The sequence below is a fragment of the Niallia yueguangensis genome (genome assembly GCF_052663115.1).
Genome location: NZ_JBQTCX010000003.1, coordinates 20,485 through 42,815, shown reverse-complemented (window position 1 = coordinate 42,815; position 22,331 = coordinate 20,485). Strand labels below are relative to the sequence as shown.

The 22,331-nt window shown below is 35.1% G+C and carries 20 protein-coding genes and 1 pseudogene; 9 read left to right on the top strand and 12 right to left on the bottom strand.

Features of this window, described 5'->3' with window-relative positions; all coding sequences use genetic code 11:
- Window positions 1-133 precede the first annotated feature (133 nt).
- The 8 genes and pseudogenes from mnhG to ACTYA4_RS03425 form a co-directional block, all read right to left on the bottom strand.
- Complete coding sequence (mnhG, locus tag ACTYA4_RS03460) at window positions 134-490, bottom strand: monovalent cation/H(+) antiporter subunit G (protein WP_443480430.1); 357 nt, start codon at window positions 488-490, stop codon at window positions 134-136.
- Window positions 474-761 carry a Na(+)/H(+) antiporter subunit F1 gene (locus ACTYA4_RS03455; RefSeq protein WP_443480209.1) on the bottom strand — a complete coding sequence of 96 codons (288 nt, stop codon included), beginning with the start codon at window positions 759-761 and terminating at the stop codon, window positions 474-476. Before ACTYA4_RS03455 ends, mnhG begins: the two co-directional genes overlap by 17 nt.
- On the bottom strand, window positions 761-1,237 hold the full coding sequence (locus tag ACTYA4_RS03450; RefSeq protein ID WP_443480208.1) for a Na+/H+ antiporter subunit E: 477 nt from the start codon (window positions 1,235-1,237) through the stop codon (window positions 761-763). The genes ACTYA4_RS03455 and ACTYA4_RS03450 overlap by 1 nt, the downstream gene beginning before the upstream one ends.
- A 5-nt stretch (window positions 1,238-1,242) precedes the next feature.
- Window positions 1,243-2,715 (bottom strand): Na+/H+ antiporter subunit D, encoded by a 1,473-nt coding sequence (locus ACTYA4_RS03445; protein ID WP_445505517.1) that lies wholly within the window; start codon window positions 2,713-2,715, stop codon window positions 1,243-1,245.
- Window positions 2,708-3,049 (bottom strand): Na(+)/H(+) antiporter subunit C, encoded by a 342-nt coding sequence (locus tag ACTYA4_RS03440; protein ID WP_443480206.1) that lies wholly within the window; start codon window positions 3,047-3,049, stop codon window positions 2,708-2,710. The genes ACTYA4_RS03445 and ACTYA4_RS03440 overlap by 8 nt, the downstream gene beginning before the upstream one ends.
- Entirely contained in the window at window positions 3,049-3,474 is a 426-nt protein-coding gene (locus ACTYA4_RS03435) for a Na(+)/H(+) antiporter subunit B (RefSeq protein ID WP_443480205.1), read from the bottom strand. Before ACTYA4_RS03435 ends, ACTYA4_RS03440 begins: the two co-directional genes overlap by 1 nt.
- Window positions 3,461-5,854 (bottom strand): Na+/H+ antiporter subunit A, encoded by a 2,394-nt coding sequence (locus tag ACTYA4_RS03430; protein ID WP_443480204.1) that lies wholly within the window; start codon window positions 5,852-5,854, stop codon window positions 3,461-3,463. The genes ACTYA4_RS03435 and ACTYA4_RS03430 overlap by 14 nt, the downstream gene beginning before the upstream one ends.
- A 318-nt stretch (window positions 5,855-6,172) precedes the next feature.
- Window positions 6,173-6,652: pseudogene (locus ACTYA4_RS03425) on the bottom strand (response regulator transcription factor); the annotation flags it as partial.
- Window positions 6,653-7,359: 707 nt separating this feature from the next.
- Between ACTYA4_RS03425 and ACTYA4_RS03420 the strand changes: the two are divergent.
- The 3 genes from ACTYA4_RS03420 to kapD all read left to right on the top strand — a co-directional run bounded on the left by ACTYA4_RS03420 (window position 7,360) and on the right by kapD (window position 12,538).
- Entirely contained in the window at window positions 7,360-9,573 is a 2,214-nt protein-coding gene (locus ACTYA4_RS03420) for an RNA degradosome polyphosphate kinase (protein WP_443480203.1), read from the top strand.
- 195 nt (window positions 9,574-9,768) lie between these two features.
- The gene (locus tag ACTYA4_RS03415) at window positions 9,769-11,295 is read left to right on the top strand and encodes a Ppx/GppA phosphatase family protein (protein WP_443480202.1); all 1,527 of its coding nucleotides are present in this window, start codon (window positions 9,769-9,771) and stop codon (window positions 11,293-11,295) included.
- 625 nt (window positions 11,296-11,920) lie between these two features.
- Window positions 11,921-12,538, top strand: a complete 618-nt coding sequence (kapD, locus tag ACTYA4_RS03410) for a 3'-5' exonuclease KapD (protein WP_443480201.1) — start codon at window positions 11,921-11,923, stop codon at window positions 12,536-12,538.
- Between the two features lie 80 nt (window positions 12,539-12,618).
- Here the strand turns inward: kapD and kapB are convergent, their stop codons facing one another.
- Window positions 12,619-13,002 carry a kinase-associated lipoprotein KapB gene (gene kapB, locus ACTYA4_RS03405; RefSeq protein WP_443480200.1) on the bottom strand — a complete coding sequence of 128 codons (384 nt, stop codon included), beginning with the start codon at window positions 13,000-13,002 and terminating at the stop codon, window positions 12,619-12,621.
- Window positions 13,003-13,132: 130 nt separating this feature from the next.
- Here kapB and ACTYA4_RS03400 point away from each other — a divergent pair, with 130 nt between their 5' ends.
- Complete coding sequence (locus ACTYA4_RS03400; protein WP_443480199.1) at window positions 13,133-13,645, top strand: superoxide dismutase family protein; 513 nt, start codon at window positions 13,133-13,135, stop codon at window positions 13,643-13,645.
- 213 nt (window positions 13,646-13,858) lie between these two features.
- Here ACTYA4_RS03400 and ACTYA4_RS03395 read toward each other — a convergent pair whose 3' ends face one another.
- Together ACTYA4_RS03395 and ACTYA4_RS03390 are read right to left on the bottom strand one after the other, a co-directional pair.
- A complete protein-coding gene (locus ACTYA4_RS03395; protein WP_443480198.1) occupies window positions 13,859-15,130 on the bottom strand; it encodes an Nramp family divalent metal transporter in 1,272 nt (423 codons plus the stop codon).
- A 649-nt stretch (window positions 15,131-15,779) separates the two neighbouring features.
- A complete protein-coding gene (locus ACTYA4_RS03390; protein WP_443480197.1) occupies window positions 15,780-16,874 on the bottom strand; it encodes an iron-containing alcohol dehydrogenase family protein in 1,095 nt (364 codons plus the stop codon).
- Between the two features lie 144 nt (window positions 16,875-17,018).
- Here ACTYA4_RS03390 and ACTYA4_RS03385 point away from each other — a divergent pair, with 144 nt between their 5' ends.
- The 4 genes from ACTYA4_RS03385 to yugI all read left to right on the top strand — a co-directional run bounded on the left by ACTYA4_RS03385 (window position 17,019) and on the right by yugI (window position 19,987).
- Window positions 17,019-17,279 carry a DUF1871 family protein gene (locus tag ACTYA4_RS03385; RefSeq protein WP_443480196.1) on the top strand — a complete coding sequence of 87 codons (261 nt, stop codon included), beginning with the start codon at window positions 17,019-17,021 and terminating at the stop codon, window positions 17,277-17,279.
- A 437-nt stretch (window positions 17,280-17,716) separates the two neighbouring features.
- Entirely contained in the window at window positions 17,717-18,217 is a 501-nt protein-coding gene (locus tag ACTYA4_RS03380) for an Lrp/AsnC family transcriptional regulator (protein ID WP_443480195.1), read from the top strand.
- On the top strand, window positions 18,217-19,401 hold the full coding sequence (locus ACTYA4_RS03375) for an aminotransferase (protein WP_443480194.1): 1,185 nt from the start codon (window positions 18,217-18,219) through the stop codon (window positions 19,399-19,401). Before ACTYA4_RS03380 ends, ACTYA4_RS03375 begins: the two co-directional genes overlap by 1 nt.
- Window positions 19,402-19,576: 175 nt before the next feature.
- Window positions 19,577-19,987, top strand: a complete 411-nt coding sequence (yugI, locus tag ACTYA4_RS03370; protein WP_443480193.1) for a S1 domain-containing post-transcriptional regulator GSP13 — start codon at window positions 19,577-19,579, stop codon at window positions 19,985-19,987.
- 469 nt (window positions 19,988-20,456) lie between these two features.
- Here the strand turns inward: yugI and ACTYA4_RS03365 are convergent, their stop codons facing one another.
- Window positions 20,457-20,690: a DUF378 domain-containing protein gene (locus ACTYA4_RS03365; RefSeq protein ID WP_443480192.1), complete on the bottom strand. Its 234-nt coding sequence runs from the start codon at window positions 20,688-20,690 to the stop codon at window positions 20,457-20,459.
- A 454-nt stretch (window positions 20,691-21,144) separates the two neighbouring features.
- Here ACTYA4_RS03365 and ACTYA4_RS03360 point away from each other — a divergent pair, with 454 nt between their 5' ends.
- Window positions 21,145-22,308: an iron-containing alcohol dehydrogenase gene (locus ACTYA4_RS03360; RefSeq protein ID WP_443480191.1), complete on the top strand. Its 1,164-nt coding sequence runs from the start codon at window positions 21,145-21,147 to the stop codon at window positions 22,306-22,308.
- The last annotated feature ends 23 nt before the right edge of the window (window positions 22,309-22,331 follow it).

The following is a 22,331-nucleotide window of genomic DNA, read 5'->3' as shown; positions in this document are numbered from 1 at the left end:
TGTGAAGGTAATGAATATAATCGTATGAAGATAGAAAATAGTGGTGAAGGGCACTCCACCACTATTTAATGGGCACGTAAGATTTCAAAAAGGAAACCAGAATTTGAAATCGCTGCTCCTCGGAAATAAACAACTATTTAGATGAATCAGCTTCTTTTTTTGCTTTTAAATCGTCTCTGATCGTATGATCTGCCATTGGAACATTTGTATGATAGGCTGCTCGGATAATAAGATGTCCGGCAACAGGTGAAGTAAGAAAAATAAACGCAATCGCGAGAATCAAACTAGAGTGAAAAACTCCTTCTGTTTGTAAAAAATAAAGACAAGTTCCAAGAAGAATACACATTACTCCAAGCGTTGCAGATTTGGAAGCAGCGTGGTTTCTAGTATAAACATCGGGCAGTTTGATAACCCCAACTGCTGCAATCAAATTCAACAATGCTCCACTAAGTATAAGGAAACCAATGATTATGTTAATGATGATTTCGATCACGTTCGATAATAATCCCCTTTTCTAAGTATTTCGAGAACGCTACTGTCCCGATAAAAGCAAGAATTCCAATCAGAAGGATAATTTCTATATATACATCTATTTTTAACAGGATAGACAGGATGCCAATGATGGCAACTAAATTGATGCCAATAGCGTCTAATGCAACGACTCTGTCAGGAGTTGATGGTCCTTTTATGACTCGGTAAATAAACCCTGCCATTGATAAAGCGATGATAAATAAGGAAATATGCATAATGACGATCAACATTATTTACTCACCTCTAAGATTGCTTTTTCAAAGCTATTTTGAATACTTTTAATCGTTTCTTCTTTATCGCGAATATCCATTGCGTGTATATAAAGTATTTTATTATCTTCTGAAATATCAACAACTAACGTACCAGGTGTCAAAGTGATTAAATTAGATAATGTCGTAATTTCCCAATCTTTTGTCAGAACTGTTTCCATTGCAAAAATACCGGGAGTCAGTTTTGATGCTGGCTGCAAAATAGCTTTTAATACCGCAAAATTTGCTACTATCAATTCTTTTAAAAAAATACCAAGCAAATTTAAAATGGCAAAAACACGGTACAAATAAAAGCGGCTTGTAAAAAAACGCCTTGTGATAAAGATAATCAGCAAACCAAGAATATAACCGATCAAGAAAGCATCTGCTTTTGCAGAACCTTTTAAAAACATCCAGATAAATGCTAAAAATATATTTAATAATAGTTGAAATGCCATGTTCACTACTCCTTTAAAACTGCTTCAATATAATGCTCTGGGTGAAGCAATGTTTCGGCTGCTAATGAAATATAAGGATAAATTGCTTCAGAAAATAATCCCATCGCAAAAGAAAGACAGACAAGAATAATGGAAGGAACGAGCAATAATTTTATCGATAAGGTTTCCTTTTTCGATTCGTTTCCCCAAAAGGCTTTAATAAATATTTTCATTACAGACAGCAAGACAAACAAGCTCGACAATAAGACAATAAAACTGCCGATGTAATCATGCTGTTTAAATCCTCCTTGGACGATCAACAATTTCCCGACAAAGCCGCTTAAAGGAGGAATTCCTCCTAGAGAAACCGCCGCAATAAAAAACGTCCATGCAAGTACAGGATAACTTTTTAATAACCCACTTATATTTTTTAAATGATTAGATCCTGCAGCGAAAATAATGGCGCCAATTAATAAAAACAATGCAGTCTTAATGATCATATCATGCATTAAATAATAGATAGAGCCGATGATAGCTGTTTCATTTAACGACGCAACTCCATATAAAATAACGCCAACTGCTGTTAAAATATTGTAGATAATAATTTTTTTAAGATCATTATAGGCAATCGCACCAATTATTCCGAGTACAATGGTTATTAAGGAAAGGACATTTAATAAAGAGAAAATAAAGCTCGTATCTTGATAAAAAAATAACGTAAAAGTTCTTGTGATTGCGTAAACTCCTACTTTGGTTAAAAGAGCGCCAAATAAGGCAAGGATCGGAATCGGTGCTGCATAATAAGAGCCTGGCATCCAGAAAAATAACGGGAATATAGCACCTTTTAAACCAAAAACGATTAAAAATAATACTGCAATAACGGTTATAATGCCTGAATGGCCAACTTCTGAAATTCTTGCTGAGATGTGGGCCATATTCAGTGTTCCCACAACAGCATATAAATACGCGACTGTCGCTACAAAAAGGGCCGATGAAATAATATTCACTAGTATATATTTAACAGTTTCCCTTAATTGAATTTTCGTGCCGCCGATGACAAGTAGTACATAGGAAGACATAAGCATTACTTCAAAAAAAACAAATAAGTTAAAGATATCTCCTGTTGAGAAAGCCCCAATGACACCTACAAGCAAAAATTGAATAATAGAATAATAAAAATAGTTTTCTCTATCTTTGTCGATTCCTTTAATCGAATACAAGATACAGCATAATGCTACCACATTGGTTGTTAACACTAATAAAGCGGAAAGCATATCCGATACAATTGTAATGCCAAATGGAGCATCCCAGTTGCTCAGATTAAGTGTTTGTATGCCATCAGCTTTGACTTTTCCTATTATCCATAAGGAAATAATGATAGAACAAAACAAACTTATCATAGATAAAACACGTTGCAAAAGCACTTTTTTATTAAAAAAGATCAATACGATTCCTGTTATAAAAGGAATGATAATTGGTAATATAATCAAATTAGTCATGTTCTTTTTTCCCTCGTAATTTCTCCAGATTATCAGTACCCAGCTCCTGATACGTTCGATAGGCAAGTACTAAAAAGAAGGAGGTTACACCGAAGCTAATAACAATAGCCGTAAGTATTAATGCTTGAGGAAGAGGATCTGTATAAGAACTTGCATGTTGGTCAAGCAACGGTGCTGCGCCTTTTTTTAATCCTCCCATTGTTAAAAGCAGTAAATGAACCCCATGGCTTAAAAGCCCTGTGCCGATAATGATTCGCAGTAAGCTTTTCGACAGCATTAAGTACGTAGCACAAGTGAATAAGATTCCAATAATGACAGCCATTAAAATTTCCATTAATCATCCTCTCCAATCGTTTGAATAATTGTCATTGTTATGCCAACAACAACTAAATAAACACCTAAGTCAAATATTGCCGCAGTATGAAGAGAGGTTTCTCCGATAATTGGTAAATAGACATGTTTATTAAAAGCATGTGTTAAAAAAGGTTTATCACGGAACAGAGCGCTAATCCCTGTTAATACAGCAATAAGTAAGCCGGCAGCGGTAACGTATATATAATTGACAGGAAAAATATTCTGAACCGTTTTCAAATCAAAGGCTAACAATAACAGCACGATGGCAGCACTTGTCATTAAACCGCCGATAAATCCACCACCAGGGGTATAATGTCCAGCAAAAAAAATATCAATTGAAAAAAGGAAAATAAGGAAAACAATTGTTTTTGTTACAGTTTGGAGTATCAGGTTATTTGTTTTCACTGTTTCTTCCTCCTAAACGCAATTTTATCATCGTATAAATGCCGATTGAGGCAATGGCGAGTACTGCTATTTCAAATAAGGTATCAAAGCCGCGGAAATCCACTAAAATAACATTTACCATATTTTCTCCCGCTGCCTTTTTATACGTGTTTGCTATATAGTACGCAGAAATAGAATCGAATAATTTAGTGTTATAGGCAGTTATGGCAATAATAGTTGCTGTTATGCCAACCATTATGGAAATAACAGCATTCGTCAGTTTAAAAGGCATGCTTTTCTTTCGTCTCGCCTTTATTGGCAAATGATAGAAACATAATAGAAATAAGGATACGGATACTGTTTCTATCACTAATTGTGTAAGTGCTAAATCGGGTGCTCCAAAGATAACAAAAAATAAAGAAACCGTATAACCTACTGCACCTAATAAAATAATCGCAGACAAGCGTGACTTGGCAAAAGGAATCGATATCGTTGCCCCAATTAAGATAACGGAAAGCAACATTTCATAAAATCCAATAGAAGCAAGGTTTTTGTGTTGGAAATTTACAGCGTTTTCCACAATAAGTGTATAGCCTAATACAGCAACTAAAAAAGCAAAAATATAAAGCAGATAAATTCTAATAGAACCAACCATATAAAGATCTGTTATTTTTTTAGAAACAAAAGTGCTTCTAGTCAAAAGGAAATGGAAGATAGGATTTAATGTATCAGTAAATAATCTGTAAATTTTCTTCCATTTGGAGACGGTTAAGAATAAGACCGTTCCAAGTATAAAGACACCAAGTGTCATTAAAAATACCAAGTTAAATCCATGCCAATGATAGATTTCTAGCTCATAAGGTTGTCCACCATAAACGGCCGATACAGCTGGCGACAGAATGGAGTTAGACAGCAAATTAGGAAATAAACCAAATACAATGACAAGGGAAACAAGGATAAGCGGCGAAATGAGCATGCCGATTGGCGCTTCATGCGGCTTTTTTGGCAATTGTTCTGGTTTATAAGTTCCTGTAAATGTCTTAAATACAAGGACCATACAATAAACAAAAGTGAAAATACTAGCTATCCAAGCGAAAATAGGGAACAAAGATCCCCATGTATTTAATTGCATCCACTTTAAATTTTGGATATGCACCATCGAGGTGAAAAACATTTCTTTACTGAGAAAGCCATTAAATGGAGGAAGTCCCGCCATGGCAAAACTACCGATAACAGCAACAGTAAAGGTAAGCGGCATCAACGTCATTAATCCGCCTAATTTTCGAATATCCCTCGTCCCTGTTTCATGGTCTATGATCCCAACCATCATAAATAAACTTCCTTTAAAGGTCGAATGGTTTACTAAATGAAATAACGCTGCAGCTGTAGCAGCAGCATAACCATTATCTAATACATCAAAATGAACTGCTGCTGCCCCAATTCCTAATAATGACATGATCATGCCAAGCTGACTGATGGTCGAGTAAGCTAAAATTCCTTTTAAATCGGTTTGTTTTACAGCAAAAAAGGAAGCGTAAAGCAATGTAATGATTCCAACAGATGAAATGATCAAAAGCCAAAGAGCAGATTCCGCAAATACTGGACTTAATCTCGCAATAAGAAAGATGCCTGCTTTTACCATTGTTGCGGAATGCAAGTAAGCACTTACTGGTGTTGGAGCTTCCATTGCATCAGGCAGCCAAATATGAAAAGGAAATTGTGCAGATTTCGTAAATGCACCGAGTAAGATACAAATCATTGCAGCGATAAATAACGAATGCGATACAATGTTTTGGTTTTGAACATAAGAAATCATTTCTGAAATTTGGAAGGTTCCACTTATTAAATAAAGCAAGATGATGCCGCCTAACATTGATAAACCGCCAAAAACAGTAATAATCATCGATTTTAATGCACCATTCCGTGATTTGCTTCTTTCATTCCAATAGCCAATAAGTAAAAAAGAAGATAAACTAGTTATTTCCCAATATGTATAAAGAACAATTAAATTATCAGAAATAACAATTCCAAGCATTGCTCCCATAAATAGAAGAAGATAAAAATAAAAAAGGTTTAATTTCTCTTTTTCTTTATGTAAATAAAAAATGGAGTAAAAAATAACTAATGCACCGATTCCGGTAATAAGCAAAGCAAATAACAAAGCAAGTCCATCTAAATGTACAGTAAAATTAATGCCTAAAGAAGGTATCCATTGTACCGTTTCCATTATTGTATGTTGATTAGATATAGATGTTATATTGCTTAGAAAGTAGAGAAACAAAAGGAGCGGCAGCGGAACAATAAACCAGCCTATATGTCTGTTTTTAAAAAAATAATCAATAAAAGGAATGCAAAGAGCATATAAAAATGGGGATAGCACAACCCAATGCAGTAATGTCAAAATATAACCTCCTCGAACAAAAGCAGAAAATAGAAAATCCCAGCCAATTGTTCATATTTTAAATGGAATGATATAAACTTTTTTGATGAAATGAATCAAGTCAATAAAATTATAACGTAAAAAAAAGCCCTCTGCACAAGAAGAAAAATGTTAAGACCCTTATTTAGTCTTTTCTTTTAAATAGGTAGAAACACGTAAAAAATAATGAAAAAAATATTTTTGTTTTTGGCTATGTTAAAGCTAATTGTTAATTTGATACTTTGTTAATTGAAGCGGAAGGCGTGAGACTCCTGTGGGGTATTGGATATAAATGAACTTTTACCGCTTGCCAGTCCATTTATATCCAATACCCCAGACGGTTATTAAGTAATCATCAGCAGGAAAGCCTGCTTTTCGCAGTTTTACCCGTAAATTTCTGACGTGGGAATCTATCGTTCGATCTTCAGTTGAACCATCATAACCCCAAATAGATGTAATTAGATGTTCTCTCGTAAAAACTTTATTCTGGTTATTTAAAAATAAGCTTATCATTTCAAATTCCTTAGGCGTTAAGGCAATTTCTATTTCGTTATACCGAGTTTGAAAAGAATCCAGATCAAGTGTTAGACCTCGAAATGAAATTTTTTTACATTCGTTTTTTTGTCGGCGTAAAACGGCTTCAATCCTTGCTGTCAGCTCTTCTTCATCAAAAGGTTTCGTAATATAGTCATCTGCCCCATGCTTTAATCCTTTTACGATATCCGATTTTTCACTCATTGCAGTTAGCATTATGATTGGGGTATCCCAATATTTTCTGATTTATTGTTCTAAACCGAGTCATATCAAGATTTGTAAACGAATTTGAAGGTGCGAAGTTTGAGTAAATATATTAATTTATTTTTATGCAGAAATAATAAGTGGGGAAGTTCTGATCATTTCCCTAATAACATCGCAATAGTCATAAATAAGCCCCCGTTCTTAGAATTTGATACCTTGATTGTGTACATATTCGTCGAAGGGGAAAAATCCACTTTTTTATGGCTTCATTTGAATTTAAAATTCATTTTATTTCAAGTTTTCTAACATATAAAAAGGAGTATCTCTTTAAAATGTCGAAATAAGTAAATAGATGAAACTAATAAGAGTATTGTGGAAATAATAAATATTTCGATCCCTTTGGAAAAATACAACAACCAAAATGAACTCGTTTCAGAAAGCTGAAACTTCAGGGAATCAGTTGAAGACACTAATTAGAAAACGCTACCTGTACTTGCTTAGAGGTGAAGGACTTAATCCTTAATAAATATAGAGCTAAACCTATTTACGATGATGCAAGAGGGCTGTCAGTCTAAAAATGACACAAGAATTCATCAAGCATAGATATTGTAAAAAACTATTATCCAAATAATAGGTGGTAAACCTTTTTTTAACTTAACATTTACAATTTCTTTACTAAGCGTTTACAATATAATGGTATTTTTTAGATGATGAAAAAAATGTAATTTTGTCGAAGGGGATGTCGAAAATTGAACACGGCAAACGAGGTTAAAACGGATATTAATTTAGAAAATCCTTCTTTTTATAATAATAGGGAATTAAGTTGGCTTGATTTTAATCAGCGTGTACTTGAAGAATCAATGGATGGAGAAAATGCACTTTTAGAAAGATATAAATTTCTTGCTATTTTCAGTTCCAACTTAGATGAGTTTTTTATGGTACGTGTTGCGGGGTTATTAGATCAAGTAAAGGCCGGTTACAATAAGCCAGAAAATAAAGCAGGAATGACGCCAAAAGAACAGCTTGGTGCTATTTCTGAAATCACTCATAAATTAGTAGACAAGCAAGATCACACGTATATACATGAGTTAACACCACTTTTAGAAAAAGAAAATGTACGTATTGTTCCAGTATCAGAGGTATCCACCGATGCTTTAGCATTTTTAGAAACATTTTTTGATGAACAAATTTTTCCTGTATTGACTCCTATGGCTGTTGATGCATATCGACCATTTCCTATGCTACTAAATAAATCTTTAAATATTGGAATTAAAATCGAAGAGGAAACGATTAAATCAGAAGATTACTCAAAGTTTGCGATTGTACAAGTTCCTTCGGTTATTAGCCGTTATATAGAAATTCCGGCGGAAGATGATAAACGTATTTTTGTTTTGCTGGAAGAAGTAATCTCACAATTCAGCAATAAACTATTTAAAGGTTATCATGTCGTATCGACAACGCCTTTCCGCATTACAAGAAATGCCGATTTAACGATACATGAGGATGAAGCGGAAGACTTATTAAAAGAAATCGAAGAGGAATTGAAAAAACGTAAATGGGGAGCTGCTGTTAGGCTCGAAGTACAAAGTCATTTATTCGATAGTGAAGTGATAGAATATTTGAAAGAAGAATTGGAAATCCATGATAAGGATGTATATTATACGCGTGCACCTTTAGATTTGACCTTCCTGTTCTCCTTTTATAAAGCGATTTCAGCAACACATGAACATTTAGTAGAGCCAGCATTTATTCCACAGCCTCCACAAGATTTAGAAGGAGAAACCGACATTTTTTCAATAGCATTAGAGAAAGATATTTTATTGCATCATCCATACGAATCATTTGAACCGGTGGTGGATTTTATTTCGCAGGCAGCGGATGATCCCGATGTATTGGCGATTAAGCAAACATTATATCGAGTAAGTGGAGATTCTCCGATTATTAAAAGCTTGGAGAGAGCAGCGGAAAAAGGCAAGCAAGTTACAGTGCTTGTTGAATTAAAAGCAAGATTCGATGAAGAAAATAACGTTCAATGGGCAAAAGAGCTTGAGAAGTCTGGCTGTCATGTTATTTACGGGATGACGTATTTAAAAACACATAGTAAAATAACACTCGTTGTTCGTAGAAGGAAAATGAAAATAGAGCGGTTCGTTCATTTAGGCACAGGTAATTATAATGATGCAACCGCAAGAATTTATACAGACATGGGGTTAATTACATCTGATCCTAAAATTGGCATTGATGCGACAAACTTCTTTAATTATTTAAGCGGACATATGGAAAAACCGAATTATCATCATTTATCCGTTTCGCCATTTGGTATAAGAGATACTTTTATAGAATTGATTGATAAAGAGATAGCTTATCATCAAGAAAGTGGAAATGGTCATATTATTGCGAAGATGAACTCGTTAACTGATAAAAAAATTATCATGAAATTATACGAAGCTTCCAATGCAGGTGTAAAAATAGATCTTATCATTAGAGGTGTATGCTGCTTACGCCCTGGCATTCAAGGAGTGAGTGAAAATATTCGTGTATGCAGTATTATCGGTGTATTTTTAGAGCATACACGCATCTATGCTTTCCATCATAATGGGATGAAGAAAGTGTTTTTATCCTCTGCAGATATGATGACACGCAATATGGAAAATCGGGTGGAAATTCTGTTTCCTATATTAAAAGATCATCTGAAAAAGCGAATCTATAATTGGTTAGATTTGATGTTGGCAGATAACCGAAAGGCTCGTGAACAAGATAGTAATGGCAATTATCATTATGTCACAAAAGGAGAAGGAGAAGAGAGCATCAATAGTCAGTCACAGTTTTGTGAAATGGCTTATAGTGTGAAGCAAGAGAAAGTAGAATTGACTCCCCAGGGAATGAAGCAAAAGTTGATGAAAATCAGCCAATCTTCATTAGGGGGCTTAAAAAAAGTTTATGGTTTTATGAACCTGAACTAATTAATGTTGCTGCTCTTTTAAGGGATTGGATTTCTTTATCTTAACCCCCTTCAGAATAGAAAAAGTGGCCTTAGTATAAAACTGAGGTCCTTTTTGTATATATGCTAAAGTAAGTAATTATTACTAGTAGATGATTTCTGTATAGGTTTTGTGGGTATAAATGAATATATGTGAGATGGAATGGAGGGTGTAATTTTGAAGAAAAAAGTTGCAATCATTGATATTGGCTCTAATACAACAAGACTAGTGATTTACAAGCTGTATGCAGGAGGTAATGGTTTTAAAGAATTAGAGAACATTAAGGTAAGTACACGTTTGCGTACTTATTTAGATGATAAAGGAGTTTTACAAGAAGAAGGAACTACCCAATTAATTGACACGTTGATAACCTTTAGTTCGTTGCTTCGATATTTTCAAGTAGAAGATGTTACTTGTGTGGCAACAGCTACGATACGACAAGCAAAAAATAAAGAACATGTGTTAACTTTAGTGAAAGAAAAAACTGGTTTAGATGTAACAATTTTAAATGAGTACGAAGAAGGGTATTGTGGTTATTTAGCTGTTATTCAATCGACAGATATTACTGACGGCATAACCGTAGATATGGGGGGCGGAAGCACAGAGATTACTTGTATTAAAAATCGAGAACTTATTCATTATGCTAGTCTGCCGTTTGGTTCTTTATCATTAAAGCTGCAATATGTAGCAGGTGACGTACCGACAAGTGAAGAGCGAAAAAAAATTAGTGATTATGTTCAAAAGCAGTTGGATACACTTCCATGGGTTAAAGATAAAAAAATTCCTATTATTGCGATTGGAGGAAGTGCGAGAAATATAATACAAATTCATCAAACGATGATTGATTATCCAATCGCTGGCATTCACCAGTATGAGATGGAAGTTTCAGAAATAAAAAAGGTAAAAGAAAAAATAGTCCCTTTATCTGTTGCTGAATTACAAGATTTAGAAGGCTTATCAAAAGACCGAGTGGATACGATTTTACCAGCTATAGAGGCATTAGATGCGATCTGTGAACGAGTAAAGGCTCCTCGCTTTATATACAGCCGTAAAGGATTGAGAGAAGGAGTGCTTTATCAAAAGATAAATAAAAATGAAACAAAGTCTAGTTCTATTGTCGATGCCAGCATTGCTGAACTGATAGAGGACTTTAATATTAATAAAAATAATAGTGAACAAGTATACAAAATTGCTCAACTCCTTTTTACGGAAATACAATCGAATCTTATGTTGAAACCACTATGCGAAAAAGATTTAAAGCTATTAAAGCAAGGATCTGCAATTTTTAATTTAGGTAAATATATAAATGAAGAATCAAGCAGTCATCATACTTTTTACATTTTAATTAACCGAACAATATTAGGGCTGTCGCATCAAGATAGAGTTAGGCTAGCGCTTATTGCTTCTTATAAAAGAAGAGGCAGCTTTAAACAGTATGTAAAATTATTTGAAAGTTGGTTTGACAAAGCGGAAATTTCAAGGCTTTCTTTATTAGGAGCTGTTTTAAAAATAGCAGAATGCTTAAATGCCACGAAAAGAAATATTGTGGAAGATGTGAGGATAGAGCAAAAAGAGAAGCACTTATTACTTATTGTTCATTGTAAAGATGACTACAAACCAGAACAAATTCAATTAGAAAAACAAAAGAAACATTTAGAGAAAGTAATCAAGCAATCGATTGTGACACGTTATATTTGTGTATGATACATAGATTGATATCACATTAGTTGACTAAGTTAAATAAATTCCACCTATTTTGTCCATTTGTAGCAAATTTCTAGGTTATAAGGAAGGAGTACTTCCTCGAAATGTCGAAATGAGTAAATGTCTATACTAACTCAATGACTCGAGGAAAACTCCTTATGACTAGAACAAGACAAAAAAACTTTTGATGCTCCCCTAGAAGAAAAGGGCTTTTGGTTTTAGCATAAGTCCCAATCCCACCTAAATACATCCTATTCTCAATATCATACTAAACTCCATTCTTTTATACTGTTACTCATCCTCATTTTGAAACGATGAATCATGCGGTATCACAAGAGCGAAACCAAAAATAGAATTCTTTTGGAAAATGCAGAAAATTTAGAAGATGAAGGAATATTCTGTTATAATAAAAGTAAACATAAATCGGTTAACTGTATTCATAATGTATTTAACAAGGTTATTTTTTTAGTAAAGAAAAGCATAAAATTTCTGAAGTCCGACAGGTGTCTAGCTTCAATGTACAGGATGTACTAGTGCCGATGTTGCACAGGTTCCGCTTTTCTTGTTAGTTTATCTATTTTGTCATCTTGATCGTAAAATATGGTGAAAGAGAGAAGGTGAAAAGATGGAAAAGATTCAGCATTTATTTATAGACTTTGAATTTACTATGCCTGAAAAAAGTGTAAGATTCAAAGGGTTTTATCCTGAAATAATTGAAGTAGGCATTGTAGCGGTTGTAAATGATGTGATTAGAGAACAATTTTCTTCTTATGTAGCTCCTCGGAAATTTTCAATTCTTTCTGAACGATGCAAATCCTTTTTACATATAACACAGGAACAAGTGAATAACGGCATCTCTTTTTACGATTTAGTGAAGAAAATAGAGGAGATAAGCATCGGTTTTGAAAATACGGTTGTGACGTGGGGCAATATGGATATGAAGGTGCTGAGAAATAATTATGCAAAAGCGGGACTTCCATTTACTCTACAAAGTAAAGAAGTTGATTTATCGATGGAATATAAACGTTTTTTTGGAGATCAAAATCAAACCGGACTGTGGAAAGCAGTAAAGGAATACGGAAGAGAAGGAATTGGAAAACATCATCGGGCATTAGACGATGCTTTAACGACATATCATATATTCAGACTGGTAGAAAAAGATAAAAAATATTTACAAAAACCAGAGCCGACAACAATTGGTGAACTTATTGATGTAACAAAACTTTTTAATAAGTTTGCTTAAGATCCTTATCCTCACAAATAAAGAGGAAGGCCCCCCTTTATTTGTGGGAAATTCACTTTTAGCCCATGCTATTTTAAAATTTAGTTAAGCGCATATTCTTTTTTTAGTTCGTTTAGATTATGTAAGCTTCGTTGCGCATAGTCAGACGAATCTTCTATCAGTTCACCTTCCATTTTGTTCACCGCTTGCTGCAATGATTCTTTATAGGACGGAATACTGCCTTCATATACTTTGACCATTTGTTTTGGTGCATTCATCTTCTCTTTGTATCCAAGAGCTTTTCGCTCATGAAAAAAAACTCCTTCTACTATTTTTGGATGATGTAAATCACCTTGCATCGGATGCTTTAATACTCCAAGCACTGTAACTAAATAACTTTGTGCACGAATCTCCGTAATTTCACCAATATATTTTCCTGTTTTATAAAGAGCTGTAACAATTGTTCCCGCAGTTAATTCTGACATGATAGAATCCTCCTTTGATCTAATACTATTTAATATTATACTGATTTGATGCATGATAAATAGATAAGAAGGCATAATAATTTTATTTTTACAAACAATAAAAGAAAATGTCTTCGGAGGAAATAATAAAATGAATAAAATTGTCGTTTTCTTTCTATCCATAATATTTCTTGCTGGTTGTGGACAAAAGGAAGTCAGCAAAGTAGAGGTGGAAATGATGAATGATGTTGGTGACTCATTAGGTAAAATTACGTTAACGGAAAAATCATCTGGTGTTATGTTAAATATTGATTTAAAAGGGTTGACGCCTGGCGTACATGGCATTCATATTCACGACGTAGGAAAATGTGAGGGACCTGATTTCCAATCAGCAGGAAATCATTTTAATCCAGATAATAAAGAGCATGGTCTGCTTCATCCAAAAGGAGCTCATGCTGGTGATCTCCCGAATATTATCGTAGAGGATGATGGTTCTGTAAAGGCAGAAATAATGGCGCCTCAAGTGACATTAAAGGACGGAAAAAATTCTTTGTTTACTATAAATGGAACCTCTATTGTAATTACGGAAAATCAAGATGATGGAATGACACAGCCAGCAGGGGCTTCTGGAGCGAGAATTTCTTGTGGTGTTATTAAAAAATAGGCTGTATTAAAGCTAATTGTTGATTTTGATACTTTGTTGATTGGAGCGGAAGGCGTGAGACTCCTGTGGGAAAAGCGAGTCAAAGGGTGACCCCACAGCGTACAGCGCCGAGGAGGTTTCCGGACCGCGCCCGTGGAAAGCGAATGCCTCTCGCTGCAATCAACAGGCAAGTTTAACAGAGCCAAAAAATAAAGCCCCGATTAGCGGGGTTTTTTAAAATGATTCAACTAGTAAAAATATGTTCAGGAAAATAATAAGAACAGCCATAGCCCATGAGATAATTGTAATTATTTTAGAGTTTTTTAACGAGCCCATAATTCTGCTGTTGCTTGTAAATAGAATTAATGGGATTAAGGCAAAGCCAATTCCAAATGATAGCACAACTTGACTAAGAACTAATGCAGTTGTTGGATTAACGCCGGATGCGATGATAATAATCGGCGGGATAATGGTAATAAGCCGTCTTACATAAAGAGGGATTCGATAATGAATAAATCCTTGCATGATAACATCACCAGCCATCGTTCCAACAGAAGAACTGGATAGTCCTGCAATTAATAGCCCTAAGCCAAATAATATTGCAGACAGTGGACTGACCAAATGTTCAAAATGGTGAAAAGCAGCCGATAAGTCTTCTACGTAAATTCCATTTTTATGGAATAATGAACTTGATACAATCAACATTGATGCATTAATGAATCCAGCAATAAGCATCGCAATAAGAATATCAATAAACTCATATCGGAAAATCATTTTTTTCTCTTGCGTTGTTTCGCCGACAATTCTTTTTTGTGTTAAGGCAGAATGAAGGTAAATAGCATGTGGCATAACTGTTGCTCCTAAAATACCGGCAGCAAGCAAAATACTGTCAGTACCTTTAAATTGCGGGGTGAATAATCCATGCAAGACCGAACTCATTTCTGGTTTGGCAAAAAATATTTGAGCAATAAAGGAAAGAACTACGATAAACAACATAGCAGTTATGCCTGCTTCTAAAGAACGGAAGCCTCTTCTTTGTAATTCTAAAATTGCGAATGATCCCACAGCTGCAATAATGCTTGCTTCTATTAATGGAATGCCGAATAGTAAATATATACCGAGTGCTGCGCCGATAAATTCGGCTAAATCGGTAGCGATAATAACTAGCTCACCTTGAATCCATAATCCAATTGATACGGGTTTTGGAAATTCTTCTCTTGCAATTTCCGGTAAGTTTTTTCCAGTAGCGATTCCAAGTTTTGCAGACAATGATTGAATAATAAGTGCCATAATATTCGAGAAAAAGATAACCCATAACAATAAATATCCATATTTAGATCCAGCAGCTATATTTGTTGCAAAATTGCCTGGATCAATATAAGCGATAGCGGCAATAAAGGCGGGACCTAAGAACGGAAGTATTTTTTTTAATCCTGTTATTCTTCCATCGAGAACAGCTTGTGCGGAAGAATGATTTTTATTGCTTAAGGAGTTTTCATTATCCATGCTGTCACCTTGTTTCTATTTGAAATTTTGCTTGATATTAAAAAGTTTCCTAAATACAACTTTATATTAAATCATATTCTGACATAATGGAATTGTCAATGAATTTACAATTTTTTAAGCATTAGGCTGTTTACGTAAAGATTGTAGCTTTTAAACTCGCAGCACGAATACACTTCGCTTTCCGTGGGAGAGCGTCTCGCATACGCTCTCGTGGGGTCTCTTCTTTCTCGCATTCCCACAGGAGTCTACGTGTATTCTGTCAGCTGAGTACTTCTTCTCCCATTTTTTTACGTGAAAACAACAAATTTTGAGAAAACTGCCTAACATTAAAAAACTAAATGGGGACTTATATTAGTCATATGTTTATGACTAATAATTGATGTTTTTTTTGTTTTGGCTATGTTAAAGCTCCTTGTTGATTTTGGCACTATGTTGATTGGAGTGGAAGGCGTGAGACTCCTGCGGGAAAAGCGAGTCAGCGGGAGACCCCACAGTCGAACAGCGCCGAGGAGGCTCCCGGACCGCCCGCGGAAAGCGAACGCCTGGAACGGAAATCAACAGACAAGTTTAACAGAGCCTTTGTTTTATATGTAAAATAAAAAAGTGCTCAAAATTATTTGAGCACTCAGAGTGTAAAACATTAATTCTTCTAATGTTTTTGAATAAAAGCTTCTAAATCATAAATAGCTTGTAATACCTTCTCTGCTGTAATTTCCTCTTTCATTAAATGAATAGATTCTTTTTGTATCGTTGCAGCTTCAGAGACCTTTTTTAATTTATCTATTTCTTGAATTGTGATGCCTAAATCTTTTAAAGTTAACGGCAAAGACAAGGCCTGATAAAAACTTTCTAAATGTTTAATTTCATCCCAGTTTTTTTCTAATGCTAATTGAACTAGTATTCCATAAGCTACTTTTTCTCCATGCAGCAAATGATGCGTTTCTTCTAATATAGTTAATCCATTATGAATAGAATGGGCCCCTGCAATTCTTCCGTATTTATCACCGTAACCGCCAACCATGCCACCTGCAACAATATTCGTTTCCATTACTTTTGTTAATGCGGCAGTAAGATGGCCATCTTTTTGATCATGAACTGCTTGTGCTCCGTGTTCCAGTAATACGTCACGGCATAATTGTGCTGTCTGATGAGCAATAGTTACAACAAGAGGTGTCTCTTCTAGTTCTCGAATAATAACATCCGCTTCATACCATTTTGCTAAAGTATCAGCAATGCCTGCTATAAAGAAATTAGTCGGCGAATCTAATAGAACTCTAGGTTCAAATAAAATCATTAAGGTGCTTTTCGGAAAAATGGAATAATGAGTAAATGTTCCATCATCTGTATAAATAACACTTAGTGGTGTCCAGGCAGCACAAGTGGAAGCTAATGTTGGAATTAATATAGCATCAACATTTGCATCATTTCCAGCTGCTTTTACTAAATCTAATACCTTGCCACCGCCAATCCCAATGATGGCATCAAAGCTATTTTCCCTTACAAGTGCTGCAATACGATTAATTTCAGTTAACGAACATTCCCCATTGTAAGGAATAAACGTTAAAGATGCATACTCAAAAGTATTAGGAAAATAAGGAGAAATAGCATCCCATGATTTTTCTCCATGTACAACTAAACAGTTTTTTTTATTATATTTTTGCAACAGTTCATCTAATTCATTTAAAACACCTGGTTCACATGCATAATAAACAGGTGCTCCTCTTACTTCTATTGCTACCATCATGTCACGTCCTTTTTTTATTAACTGAATCTTAAAACTTGTCCATATGAATGTCAATAAAAAGCTTCTCAGCAGATAGAAATATGTTGGAACGATTTTGTTTATGATAAAATATTGTTAGTGAAAAAGATGTAAGGGTGAATAATAATGAATTTTCAAGAAATGAATATAGAAATGGTAAATGTATTAAATAAGTGGGATCCTTTTCAAATTGGGGAAGGAAACTATGAAACAGAAATTGCGGACTGTATTCAAGCAGTTCACGATTTAGATAATATAAATGCATTAGCGGAAAAAATTCAATCTATTTATGAATTTTCATTTGAAGAATATATTTCAATGGACCAGTGTGTAAATATTTCCAAGCAGCTTCTAGCGATTAAAGATAATGGAGCTTGTTCGCTATAAAAAAATAGGCTGTTTTCATATAGATAGTTGCTTTTAACCCGCAGCCCGAATACACTTCGCTTTCCGTGGGCGAGCGTCGAGCCTCCTCGTCGCATACGCTCCTGTGGGGTCTCGTCTTTCTCGCATTCCTACAGGAGTCTACGTGTATTCAGTCTGCTGAGTACTTCTTCTCCCATTTATTTACGTAAAAAACAACAAAATTTAGAAAACAGCCAAAAATTAAAAAAATAACGTTCATTTTATCAGTAATTTGATATAATAGGTATATTTTAAAAGATAAGAAATTTTGAATTCATTTGAGTATTTAGCTCTAGCGTCTAGACCTTGTGAAAAAAACTTTGCCTCTGAAAGTAAAAAGCACTTTTTGAGTCAAATGAACATTTTTCTTCGGGGATAAACAAGGCGCCTGCGCTTTTTTATTAACCAGGAGGGTTTTTATGAAACTAACAGAAAAAGAAATTGAAATTGCTGAAATATTAGAAAAAAATGCTCGTATTTCTGATGAAGATATTGCCAAAATGATAAATGAGCGTTTAGATGTAACAAAACAAATGATAACGAAGCTGGAAGAAATGAATGTTGTTGTCCGTTATACATCGATTGTCGACTGGTCTAAAGTAGAAGGTCATGAAGGTGTAACAGCAATGATTGATGTAAAAGTAACTCCAAAAAGAGGAGTTGGATTTGATGAGGTTGCGCAAAGAATTTACCGCTTTAAAGAAGTGAAATCTTTATACTTAATGTCAGGGGCATACGATTTGTCCGTGATTATTGAAGGGAATTCCATGAATGATGTGGCAAGATTTGTGTCAGATAAATTATCTACAATTGATTCTGTTTTATCTACAACGACACATTTTATTTTAAAACAGTATAAACATGATGGAACGGTTTTTGAACCAAATGATGATGATAAACGAATAGTGGTGTCACCATAATGAAACAGACAAAAAGTTACGTAGCAAAAAAGGTAGAAGAAATGAAACCGTCGGGAATTAGACGTTTTTTTGACTTAGCTTCGGGCATGGAAGGAGTAATTTCTTTAGGTGTTGGAGAACCTGATTTTGTTACTTCCTGGTCTGCACGTGAAGCAGCAATCCTTTCGCTTGAAAAAGGATATACATCTTATACTGCGAATCCGGGAATGCTGGAGCTTCGCATGGAAATTGCTCATTATATGAAAAAACGATTCCATGTTTCACATAATCCGAAATCCGAAATTATTGTAACCGTTGGGGCAAGTCAGGCAATAGATATTGCCTTAAGAGCAATTCTGAACCCAGGGGAAGAAGTGATTGTATTAGAACCAAGCTTTGTTTCTTATATACCACTTGTAGCACTTGCCGGTGGTGTTCCGGTGGCCGTACAGACATTAAAAGAAAATGATTTTAAAGTGCTGCCGTCACAATTAGAAGAAGCAATAACACAAAACACCAAAGCGATAATGATTTGTTCGCCTAATAACCCAACTGGCTCTACTCTTTCGAAAGAAGAACTAATAGCAATCGCTGAGGTAGCCAAAAAGCATGATTTGCTCGTTATCTCGGACGAAATATATGCAGAACTTAGTTATGATGAAGAGTATACGAGCATGGCAGCAATTGAAGGAATGAGAGATAGAACGATTTTAATCTCAGGATTTTCAAAAGGATTTGCCATGACTGGGTGGCGTTTAGGTTTTGTCTGCGCAGAAGAAGAACTGATTCAAGCAATGCTGAAAATCCATCAATACAGTTTAATGTGTGCTCCGACGATGGCTCAGTTTGCTGGCTTAGAAGCACTTCAAAGCGGTGATAATGATGTAGAAGAAATGAAAAAAAGCTATCGCCGCAGACGGAACTTTATTGTAGACTCATTAAATGAAATGGGACTTACATGTCATATTCCAGGTGGTGCTTTTTATGCATTCCCATCCATTGCTTCCACAGGATATACATCCGAGGAATTTGCAGAAAAGCTTTTACTAGAAGAAAAAGTAGCAGTTGTACCAGGAAATGTATTTGGTGAAAGTGGAGAAGGACATATCCGCTGTTCATACGCTTCTTCATTGGAACATCTCCAAGAAGCAATGAAAAGAATGAAAAGGTTTGTTGAAAATCATTCTTACAAGCTAGTAAAATAATTGTTTATATCCATTAATTAAAAAGGATGGTTCCGTAAAAGGGGCTATTCTTTTTTTTCCAAGGAAAAGATTTCTTCTATCAAAGTGAATAACATTTTGTAATGACTTGTATTCTGTGGTATAATTTTATACTGCGTATAAAAGTAAATTTATAATAAAAATTAGGAGTGTTCTCATGTCAGATAAAATTGAAGTTGGAAGTGTAATTACAGGAAAGGTTACGGGTATTCAACCTTATGGCGCGTTTGTTTCTTTAGATGAAAATACACAAGGACTTGTGCATATTTCAGAAGTAACACACGGCTTTGTAAAAGATATTAATGAATTTTTGAAAGTTGGAGAAGAAGTAAAAGTTAAAGTTCTTTCTATTGATGAAAATGCTGGTAAAATCGGTCTTTCCATCCGTGCAACAGAAGAAGCTCCAGCTCCACAACCAGAAGCAGAAAAAGCAAAAAAAACTCGTGCAAAACGTCAAGCTGCACCAATTAAAGTAGAAGCTGATCAAGCACAAGGTTTTAATACATTAAAAGATAAACTACAAGAGTGGATTGACCAATCAAATCGTAATGATTTAATTAAGAAGTAAGCTTTAAAAACTAAAAAAGCATCATGCATTTGAATGAAAGCTGATATTAAAGGCATAATGACCAAAAACATAAACAGAAAAGTTTGTTGAAGGTAGATATTTAGGGGAAACCCTATCCTTTTTTATCAGCTTTTTTCAAAACTAGTTTAGTGTCTGGCTCCGACGTACAGGATGTACAAGTGCCGGCGTTGCCACAGGACGTGGCGTACTTAGTCGATTTTCCTCTGTGCGCATTTAGCCGGCCGACGCCTAGCCCCTGTGAAAGATAACCTCTTGCCTCTAAAAGGAAAAAACACTTTTTGAGTCAAGAGAACATTTTTCTTCGGGGCTAAGCAAGGCGCCTGCGCTTTTCTTATATGGGAAAGGGGACGGAGCTTCGTCATTTTAAAATGGCAAAATTCCGTCCCCTTTTCATACAAAAAATCCATTAGTGTGGAAAGTAATGAATCCCCGCTTATGAGGGATTATATTATCTAGTGGTTCTTGGTTCAGGTTCTCTAACCATTTCACGGCTTGGTTTAAATAAAAGTCCAAGATTAATTAAACCGGCAATTCCAACAAGACCATAAATGATTCTAGCGATGGCAGAACCTTCTCCGCCAAAGATAACAGATAAAAGATCAAATTGGAAAAATCCAATTAATCCCCAATTTATTGCTCCGATAATGGTAAGTACTAGTGCAATTCTTTGGATTGCGCTCATCTTTGTTTTCCTCCTTTTTATAACTTCCTTGTTAGCTTGATGCAAATATTATGTATTTATGCATTGTTTGTTTATTGTTAGGATTGCTTTTTTTAGAAGGCTGTTTTCGTATAGATTGTTTCTTTTAAACCCGCAGCCTGAATACACTTCGTCCGTTTAGCGAGCGTCGAGCCTCCTCGTCGCATACGCTCCTGTGGGGTCTCGTCTTTCTCGCATTCCCACAGGAGTCTACGTGTATTCAGTCTGCTGAGTACTTCTTCTCCCATTTCTTTACGTAAAAACAACAAACTTTGAGAAAATAGCCTTTAGAAAAATTATATTAATTAATAATAGCTATAAAGCGGAATTTTTGCTTTTGTATCTTTTTTGATTGATAATAAAAAATATGCCAGTATAGCTTAAATAGAAATAAAAGAGATAAAGCTCATTTTTACAGTTGAGGAGGAATAAATGCATGGATAATTTTATGTTTTGGAATCCGACAAAGCTTATTTTTGGGAAAGGACAGTTAGAACAATTAAAAGTTCAACTTGCTCCTTTTGGCAGTAAAGTCTTACTTGTTTATGGTGGAGGCAGTATTAAAAAAAATGGGTTATATGATAAAGTATGCAGTATATTAGCGGAGAATGGGAAAGAAGTATTTGAACTTCCTGGTGTAGAACCGAATCCACGTTTAACTACGGTGCAAAAAGGGGTAGATATTTGCAAACAAGAAGGCATTGACTTTCTATTAGCAGTTGGCGGTGGAAGCGTGATAGATTGTACAAAAGCGATTTCGGTTGGTGCAAAATATGACGGCAATCCATGGGATATCGTAATAAGAAAAGCAACACCGACAGAAAGCATTCCTTTTGGGTCGGTGTTAACACTTGCAGCAACAGGTTCTGAAATGAATGCAGGTTCTGTTATTACGAATTGGGAAACGAATGAAAAATACGGCTGGGGCAGTCCGTTGACATTCCCTGTATTTTCTATCTTGGATCCTGAGAATACATACACTGTACCGAAAGATCAAACCATTTATGGGATTGTTGATATGATGTCTCATGTATTTGAACATTATTTCCATTTGGAAGAACATACGGAGTTTCAAGATTATATGTGTGAATCTTTACTGAAAACGATCATGGAATTTGGTCCAAAACTTGTAAATGATTTAGAAAACTATGAATATCGTGCCACTATTTTATACTGTGGAACAATGGCGTTAAATGGAATGGTGAATATGGGATATCAAGGAGACTGGGCAACCCATAATATAGAACATGCAGTTTCTGCTGTATATGATATTCCGCATGGGGGCGGCTTGGCGATTCTTTTCCCAAATTGGATGAAACATAACTTGTCTGTTAAACCAGCCCGATTTAAACAATTAGCTGTCCGAGTATTCGGTGTAAATCCTGAGGGAAAAACAGATGAAGAAGCTGGATTAGAAGGAATTGAGAAATTAAGAACGTTTTGGAACAGCATCGGTGCACCGTCTAAACTAGCTGATTATGATATTAATGACAGCAAGTTAGGCCTTATGGTAGATAGAGCCATGGCTAGAGGTGAATTTGGCCGTTTTAACGTATTAAATGCTGCTGATGTAACAGCCATTTATAAAGCATCTTTATAAGGCTGATATAGGGCCAAGTGCTT

Bases quoted from the DNA above. Each gene is read 5' to 3' on its own strand.
- ACTYA4_RS03455 (WP_443480209.1), bottom strand. From the start codon at position 761: ATGTTGATCGTCATTATGCATATTTCCTTATTTATCATCGCTTTATCA.
- ACTYA4_RS03450 (WP_443480208.1), bottom strand. From the start codon at position 1,237: ATGGCATTTCAACTATTATTAAATATATTTTTAGCATTTATCTGGATG.
- ACTYA4_RS03445 (WP_445505517.1), bottom strand. From the start codon at position 2,715: ATGACTAATTTGATTATATTACCAATTATCATTCCTTTTATAACAGGA.
- ACTYA4_RS03440 (WP_443480206.1), bottom strand. From the start codon at position 3,049: ATGGAAATTTTAATGGCTGTCATTATTGGAATCTTATTCACTTGTGCT.
- kapD (WP_443480201.1), top strand. From the start codon at position 11,921: ATGGAAAAGATTCAGCATTTATTTATAGACTTTGAATTTACTATGCCT.
- kapB (WP_443480200.1), bottom strand. From the start codon at position 13,002: ATGTCAGAATTAACTGCGGGAACAATTGTTACAGCTCTTTATAAAACA.
- ACTYA4_RS03400 (WP_443480199.1), top strand. From the start codon at position 13,133: ATGAATAAAATTGTCGTTTTCTTTCTATCCATAATATTTCTTGCTGGT.
- ACTYA4_RS03395 (WP_443480198.1), bottom strand. From the start codon at position 15,130: ATGGATAATGAAAACTCCTTAAGCAATAAAAATCATTCTTCCGCACAA.
- ACTYA4_RS03390 (WP_443480197.1), bottom strand. From the start codon at position 16,874: ATGATGGTAGCAATAGAAGTAAGAGGAGCACCTGTTTATTATGCATGT.
- ACTYA4_RS03385 (WP_443480196.1), top strand. From the start codon at position 17,019: ATGAATTTTCAAGAAATGAATATAGAAATGGTAAATGTATTAAATAAG.
- ACTYA4_RS03380 (WP_443480195.1), top strand. From the start codon at position 17,717: ATGAAACTAACAGAAAAAGAAATTGAAATTGCTGAAATATTAGAAAAA.
- ACTYA4_RS03375 (WP_443480194.1), top strand. From the start codon at position 18,217: ATGAAACAGACAAAAAGTTACGTAGCAAAAAAGGTAGAAGAAATGAAA.
- yugI (WP_443480193.1), top strand. From the start codon at position 19,577: ATGTCAGATAAAATTGAAGTTGGAAGTGTAATTACAGGAAAGGTTACG.
- ACTYA4_RS03365 (WP_443480192.1), bottom strand. From the start codon at position 20,690: ATGAGCGCAATCCAAAGAATTGCACTAGTACTTACCATTATCGGAGCA.
- ACTYA4_RS03360 (WP_443480191.1), top strand. From the start codon at position 21,145: ATGGATAATTTTATGTTTTGGAATCCGACAAAGCTTATTTTTGGGAAA.